This window comes from Sphingomonas sp. S-NIH.Pt3_0716, assembly GCF_003950715.1.
Taxonomy (GTDB): Bacteria; Pseudomonadota; Alphaproteobacteria; order Sphingomonadales; family Sphingomonadaceae; genus Sphingobium; species Sphingobium yanoikuyae_A.
Map to the genome: position 1 here is coordinate 1 of NZ_QLJK01000066.1, position 7,337 is coordinate 7,337.

Here is a 7,337-nt window from a genome sequence, read left to right on the forward strand (position 1 = left end):
GGAGCAGGCTCAGCCGGAGCGCCGAAGTTGTAGGTCAGGCCGAGCAGCAGGCTGTGCGTACGCAGCTTGGTGCTGGCTTCCGAACCGGCGGGGCCACCGATGGTGGTGTAGGCCGGGATCAGCTTGATGTCGTCCTGGTTGAAGAAGCGATACTTCAGCGAGACGTCGACATTGTTGGTGACCGGGTAACGCACGCCGGCGATCGCCTGCCAGGCGAAACCGGTGTCGCTGTCGTTCACCAGGTCGTTGGCCAGCTTGCCACGCGACACGCCGACACCGCCGCCGACGAAGCCCTGCAGGCCGTCATCGGGACCGAAGTCGAGCAGGCCGTTCAGCATGAACGAGAGGGCCGAGGCCGCACCGCCGAAGCCGCTATCGTCGAGGTCGACCTTGGCGCGCTTGTAGGCAGCTTCGGCTTCGAGGCGGAAGCCGCCGAAGTCGTAGCCGATATTGGCGTCGAAATCATAACCCTTATGGTAGTCAGCCGCCACGGTGTTGCTGGCTACGGTACCGTTACCGGGGGTGAAGGTGATGTCCTGATCTTCAACGATCATAACGCCGGCGTCGACGCCGACATACCAGCTGTTGTCGCGCGCCAAGGCCGGGGTGGCCAGGGCACTGGTCGCAAGCGCAGCCGCGAGGGCAAGCTTCCGCATTTGAATTCCCCTTTCAAAAGTGTCACGAAGGACTGCTGAAACCATGTATCGGCAAGAAGGTTTCATGGCAAGTCCACAATTCGTGAAACCGTTGCAAAAATAACGCAGTAGGGACATCCCCCAGGCTCGCCTCCAAGCTAATACCTACCCCTCTCCATGAAAAGATCGCCGATACTCCAGAATTACATGGAGATCAGGCCATGAGCCTGCAAAGCGGCCAATATCGCGGCAATTGCGCCACGACTCTCGCTATCGACGGTCGTTCCACCGGTTGGCCCGGTGATCGCGGGCTGGCGCGCGCCGGCAATTTGCTGGCCGGCGACATAAAATCCTTCGCTGCGCACCGCATCATCCCGCCATGCCGTACCGTCATGCACCATGGCATGGCCGCGATCCGCCACCGCCAGCCGCAATCCGGCCTTCGGCGCAACGAAGCGCCAGCCCCCATCCGTCCAGCCAGCGACATGCGCCTCCCGCCCGGCCCAGGCGCCGCTCGCCCCCGCCGCCACGATCCAGCATTGCCCGGCAACCGGTGCCATCGGGGGCACCGCCAGGTCGGCGCTTTCCGCCACCCCGTGCAGCAGCATGTCGATCCGCGCCAGCGCCTCATTATGCATGATTTCCTTCTGCGCCTGCCCGGCATGGAGCAGCGGCAGCGCCCAGCGATCGCTCGTCTCGTTCATCATCCTCGCCTCCTCACAGCAGCATCTCGATCGTCCCCGCCCGCCCCAGCGCCCGCGTGCCGACCTGCCGCACGTCAATGGTCAGCGGCCCGCTCACCCCATCCATCGCGATCATCGCCCCAGCATAGGTCCAGCCCGGTTCCGTCACCTCCGTCCGCCGCACCAACCGCTCGCCTTCCATCACTCGCAACTCATAGCGCTCGCTTTCCTCCGCCAGCGGCACCTCGCCACCGCTGGTCCAGCGCCATCCCGCCCGGCTGCGCCGGGTCCAGCCGATCCGCCATCCGCCCGCTCCGTCCGGCGCCGCATTCAGATGCACCGGCGCGGGCGGCACCAGCGCCGCGCCGCCGATCATGATTTCTGCCGTCGCGGGTTCCACGTCACCAATGCCGATCGCCAGCAGCCGCATCGCCGCGCCGATATCCCCCTCGATGGCCGCCGCCAGCGGATCGACCAGCCGGTCCGCCTCGATCAGCAGGAAGGGCGTGCCGGCCGCCTGCCCCGCCATCGCCCATTCCGTGCCGCGCAGCCCGCGCCGCAGCGCCTCCAGCCGATAGCTGGCCGGCCCGGTCCGCACTGCCCGGCCGAACTGGACCAGTTCCTGCCCCACCAGGCACAGATTGCGCCCCTGCGCCAAGGCCGCGCCGTCCGCGCTCGCCAGTTCCATATCCTCGGCCAGCAATGTCACCGACAGGCTGTTCACCATGTCGAGCAGCAGCGTGCTGCCCGGCGGCAAGGTCGCGTCGATCTGCCCCATCACCGCGCGCGGCGCCGTCCGCCCGATCGGCTCGGCGGTCCCGCCCGCATCCAGCGCATAGAGCGCCGCGCTGCGCCAGCCCGGCCCGCCGCTTGCCGCCGCCACCAGTTGCGGCCCGTTCGCCACCCCCTCGGTCAGGCGCGGCAGGTCCGCCAGCATCAGCCGGGTGGGGCCGTGCGGCGCATCCAGCTGTCGCACGATCTGGCCCGACGACACGCTGCCCGGCGCGCGCCCGCCCGTCCCCGCCAGCCGCCGCAGCGCCAGCCGCACCGCCATCGCCTCCCATTCCCGTTCCTCGATCCGCCACAGCCCCGGCGCATCGGCCAGCGTCACGATCATACCCGGCTCCAGTTCCAGCGCCCGCCAGTCGCCGCGCACCATCATACGGTCGCGCCCGGCCCAGATGCCGTCCAGCCTTTGCCGCGCCAGCGATCGCGCCGCCCCGCCGCTCAGCACCGCCGGCAGCTCGATCCCGCGCTCGATCCGCCCCGGCCCCGGCCGCGTCACCCGCTGCACCCCGGCCTGATAGTCGCGCGCCGGATCATGATGCCGCACCGACAGCGCCAGCGCGACGCTGTCCACGCCCGCGCCGGAACGCTCCACCGGGTCGATCGCCCGGCCATTGATCCGGCGGCACCGCGTCGCCGGCTCCAGCAGCGCCACCGCCGGCCCGGCCTCCCCCACCAGTTGCGCCCCGTCGCCGAAAAGCCCCAGCCCATAGGCCTCGACCAGCGGCGCGATCGCTTCGCCCAGGTCCGCCCCGCTCGCAGCAAAACCCTCGACCTGGCTCTCCGCCACACACCCCATCTGCCCCTCGCTCAGCGCGCCGACGATCGCATCGATCGTCACCGCACCCGCATCCGCTTCCACCTCGAAGGTCAGCGATGGGATGCGATTGCCATAATCGGACAGCAGCAGATCCTCGAACACCACATAGGCGATGCCGCGATGCGCCGGCGTCATGCCCGGTCCTTGCGCCGACGCGATCAGCGGATCGGGCGCCTGATCCTCGCCCCCGTCATGCAGGCGAAACGCACCCACCTGCGTCTTGAAATCGCCCGCCGCCCCGCGCAGCAGATTGCCGTCGGCCCAGACCCGCCCGATCGATCGCACGCCCCGCGCCGACAGGGCCACCGCAAAACTCGCCGAATAGCTGTAGCTCGTGCTGCTCCCCTGCCCCTTGCCGCCGCCGCTTTTCGTGCGGATCTCGCGCAGGTCGGTCGCCCAGATCACCGTGCCCGCCACCCGCATCCTGCCGAACAGCCGGGGCATCTGCGTGCCATAGCTCGACGTCTGCAATTGCAGGTCGCTCAGCCGCGCACCTTCCCGCCCCTTGGCCTTGAACAGCACTTCCCGGTCCAGCACATTGCCGATCAGCCCGCCGATCGCGCCGCCGATCGGCCCGCCCAGCGCCGTCCCCACCGCGGTCAGCACCATCGTCGCCATAGCTCTCCCTCCCCTTCACGCCCGCCAGATGCGCAGCACCGGCCAGGGCGGCGCGCCCGGCGTCTCCACCACCCGCCGCAACCCGGCATGGGCATGGACGAAGCCGCCCGGCACCAGGATCAGCAGATGCCGGTGCAGCGCGCCCGGCCGCACCAGCATCATGTCGCCCGCCGCCCCGGCCTTCACCGGCCGCAAACCCGCCGCCCGCGCCCACTCGTCCGCCCGCCGGTCATCGCCAAAGCGCAGCCCATAATCGCCCGGCATCATGGGTGCGTATCCCGCCGCCCGCATCGCCGCCCCGACCAGCCCGACACAGTCCAGCCCCAGCGCCGGATCGCGCCCCTGCAGCCGAAACGGCACGCCCACCAGCGCGCGCGCCGCCGCCGCGATCGCTGCTCCGCTCATCCGCCGGGATAGCGGGTCAACAGGTCGGTGCCCGGCAGATAAGGCTCGCCCCGGAAATTGACCGCATTGCCAAAGCGCGCCGCGCAACTCGCCAATTGCCGGTCGCACCCCTGCGTCAACAGCGCCAGCGTCCCCGGCTCCACGCCAAAGGGCGGCGGATCGGCCAGCCGCAGCGCGCCTTCATCATTGTCGACCACCGCCTGGACGATCCCGGCATTGGCACCGGTCAGCCAGCGGATCATGCCATAGGAATAGATGCCCGCCTCCAGCCCGGCCGCATCCACCACCATGTCCGCCACGCCCGCCACCGCCACGATCTGCCGCCGCCCGGCCATCGCCACCCGGCATTGCCGGTCGCCCAGCGTCGCGCGACAGTCGGGCGATGTCGATGGCGCCACCGGATCGGCCAGCATCGCCGCCGCCGCGCCTACCAGTTCGGCGCTGAACGTGCCGCCCTTGCGCGCCACCGCGCCGATCGTCCCGCGCGCCAGCAGGCGCCACAGCACCCCCGGCGCCTCCCACTGGGTCAGCCGCAATTCCAGCGCCGCCCCGTCCCAGCGCCCGGCCATCAGGTCCGCCTCGTTGATCGCATCGGCCACCAGCGCGCCGGCGACATCGCTGTCGCTGCCCTCCAGTCCGATGCTGCTGCGGATCGCCGATGGCGTCATGCCCGGCGCCGCGCGATAGCGCAGCCCGTCAATCTCCAGGTCGCGGTCATGGCTCGTCAGGCCGATCGCCACCCCATCGCGCCGTTCCAGCCGCCAGCAAAAGGCCAGCGTGCAAAGCGCCTCCTCCAGTCCCCCGCTCATTCGCGTATCTCCACCAGCGGTACCGACACTGCTTCCCCGGCAGCGAAGGTCGCCCGATTAATCTCCAGCCGATCCTCGGCAAAGCGCACCGGCACGTCGAAGCGATAGCCGGCGGTGATCAGCGCGCCATCGCCCGGCGCCGCATCGAACGCGATCACCCCCAGCCCGGCATGCTGCCAGCCTTCGACCTGCTCCACCCCGTCGATCGCCACCCGGATCGTGCCCGCCACCGGCCGGGTGATGCGCCGCACCTGCGCGTCCGCGCCGCCGCCATAATGGCGCATCAGCACAAAATCGGTCGTCACCCCGTCGCCGCTGCCCAGCCGCTGGTCCAGCGGCCCCGGCGCGATGCCCGGCGGCCCGCTCCGGTCGTCATAGGGATCGGTGAAGCGAAAGCCGCGCGCCGCGCCGCGCCTTGCCCGGAAGAAGGCGATCAGATCGGCAATGTCCGCGTCGGACCGCACCCCTGGCCCGGCGTCGAAGGACAGGCGCGCGTCGGCCCAGTCGCAGCTGCGCCGCTCATGGCCCGACGGGCTTTCGGCCACCTGCGTCGAAAAGGCCGGCGCCACGCTCGCCTCCCGCCCGATCGCGATCGGAAAGCGCACATCGTCAAAGGCCTGCATCGCATCCTCCCCATCCAGTCTGAAACAGGTAAAGCCGTCGCGCGCGACCTGGGGCAGCGCCCAGATATAGGTCGCCGCCGTGCCGCGCTCGACCGATGCCTGCGCCGCCGCCGCGATCGCGCGCCACTGGTCGGTCTGCTCGGGCAACAGCACGAAGCCGGCGAAATAATGCTGCGCCTCGACCGGATAGCCCAGCCGGGCGGTCGCCATAGCGACGCCCCTGTCGGTCATCCGCGGCCGCCCCTGCGTCACCCAGTCATAATCTTCCAGTTGCAGCACATCGAACGCCGGCGCCGCCCAGCCGACCGGCATGTTCGCCCGCTTGGCTTCGGGCGCCAGCGGGTCCAGCACGGTCGGCAGATAAGCCAGAAGATGCGTCACCGCGTCCGGCGCCAATGCCCGGACCGCCCCGCACAGCGCCGCCGTCGACGCCGCCAGCAGCGCCCCCGCATGGTCCAGCAGGTCGCATTGCGCCGCGCTCAGCGTGCCGCGCACGTCCGGGATCGACACCGGGCTACCGCCCAGCGCCAGCCGCGCCGCATCGTCATAGATGCAGATCCGCTCATCCGCCGGCATCACCCACCACCAGGGTTCGCCGACCTGAAACAGGATCGGAATCTCCGCGTCCAGGCCAATGGAAACAAAGGCGCCCGCCACCGCCTGCAAATAGCCCATCGCCCCGCCATGGGCCGGCGACAGCAAAGTCGATGGCGGCGACCAGCCGGTCAGCGCCGGGTCGCCATTTTCCGCCCGCTGCTTCCAGTCGTTCCAGCAATGGGCGTCGAACAATTCATAGGATAAAGACCAGATGATCCCCAGCCCCATCGCCTTGGCCCGCCGCGCAAAGTCCGCGTGCCAGGCGGCACAGGGCGCGTTCAGCACCCCGCCGGCCAGGCTGACATACAGGCCCGCGCCCAGCCGTTCGAGCCGGAAATAATGGCTCATCCCGACATAATGATTGATCGCCCCGCGATAGCCGAGCGCATGGATCGCCGCGACCAGCCGCTCGGGCGTCTGGTTGAAACTATCGTCATAGCCGGTCGCCATGCTGAGCCCATGCTCCGGCAGCATGACGTCACCCGCCGCCAGCACCGATCCCGCCCCGTCGCAGGCGATGTCGCTCAGTTCCGCCCAACCCTCGACCGGCGCGGCAAAGCCGGTATCGCCCGCATCATAGGCGGGCGGCACCAGCGAAATGAACATCCGGTCGACATCGCCGGCCCAGACCGGATCGCTATCGTCGGGCAGCCGAAACCCGCCCTCCAGCGCAGCAAAATCCAGCATGATCTCGGCATCTTCCGGCCCGCCGCTGGCATAGTTCCACAGCCGCACATACCAGGCGCGCGGAGCACCATCGGCATCGCGCCCCTCGATCGTCAGCGTCGGCCCGTGCGTCTCGTCCAGCCGCCGCAGCCCGCCGCTGCGCCAGCGGAAACGCAGCACGCACTGCCGGAAATCCCGCGCCGTCTCATAGGCCAGCAGCGGATGGCTCCACTGGTCCGCCACGTCCCAGATCAGCCCCGCCAGATCACCGGAGCCATAGAAGACCGCATCCACCCGTAGACTGTCAGGCCCGGTCGTCACCACGCTCGCCATCATCGGCCGGGGGAAATTCACCGTCCACCACATCGGATCGAACCGCTTGATGAAGCGGCTCTCCTGCCCCCGCCCATGTGCCGGGCCTCCATCGGCCAGCCAATAATCGATCCCGCTCATTGCAGCGCCCCCCGCACCGCCCGCGCCACCTGCCGCGCGCTGCGCGCCAGCAGCCGCGCCTCGCTCTCGTTCCCGCGCCCCTGCACCGCGATGTTCACCCGCACGTCGCGCCCGCCGCCACCGCCCGGCACCACCTGCCCGCTCGCCGTCGGCACGAAGAGTTCCGGCCCACGCTCGCCCACAACATAGGCCCGCCCCGGCGCCACCGGCCCGCCGGTCGCCCGCCCCGGCAGGCCCAGCGC

Annotated in this window: 6 protein-coding genes and 1 pseudogene; all 7 read right to left on the reverse strand. The window is 69.9% G+C overall.

Going from position 1 to position 7,337, the window contains the following annotated elements:
• Positions 1-656: outer membrane protein (locus tag BRX37_RS25560; protein ID WP_164522540.1), on the reverse strand; the 656-nt coding region annotated here is incomplete at its 3' end.
• Between the two features lie 182 nt (positions 657-838).
• A complete protein-coding gene (locus BRX37_RS25565; protein ID WP_125990264.1) occupies positions 839-1,342 on the reverse strand; it encodes a DUF2793 domain-containing protein in 504 nt (167 codons plus the stop codon).
• Between the two features lie 10 nt (positions 1,343-1,352).
• Positions 1,353-3,542 carry a phage tail protein gene (locus BRX37_RS25570; RefSeq protein ID WP_125990266.1) on the reverse strand — a complete coding sequence of 730 codons (2,190 nt, stop codon included), beginning with the start codon at positions 3,540-3,542 and terminating at the stop codon, positions 1,353-1,355.
• A 15-nt stretch (positions 3,543-3,557) separates the two neighbouring features.
• Positions 3,558-3,947: a C40 family peptidase gene (locus tag BRX37_RS25575; protein WP_125990268.1), complete on the reverse strand. Its 390-nt coding sequence runs from the start codon at positions 3,945-3,947 to the stop codon at positions 3,558-3,560.
• On the reverse strand, positions 3,944-4,756 hold the full coding sequence (locus tag BRX37_RS25580) for a DUF2163 domain-containing protein (RefSeq protein WP_125990270.1): 813 nt from the start codon (positions 4,754-4,756) through the stop codon (positions 3,944-3,946). Before BRX37_RS25580 ends, BRX37_RS25575 begins: the two co-directional genes overlap by 4 nt.
• Complete coding sequence (locus tag BRX37_RS25585; RefSeq protein WP_125990273.1) at positions 4,753-7,095, reverse strand: DUF2460 domain-containing protein; 2,343 nt, start codon at positions 7,093-7,095, stop codon at positions 4,753-4,755. Before BRX37_RS25585 ends, BRX37_RS25580 begins: the two co-directional genes overlap by 4 nt.
• Positions 7,092-7,337: pseudogene (locus BRX37_RS25590) on the reverse strand (tail tape measure protein); the annotation flags it as partial. The pseudogene BRX37_RS25590 and the gene BRX37_RS25585, both read right to left, overlap by 4 nt.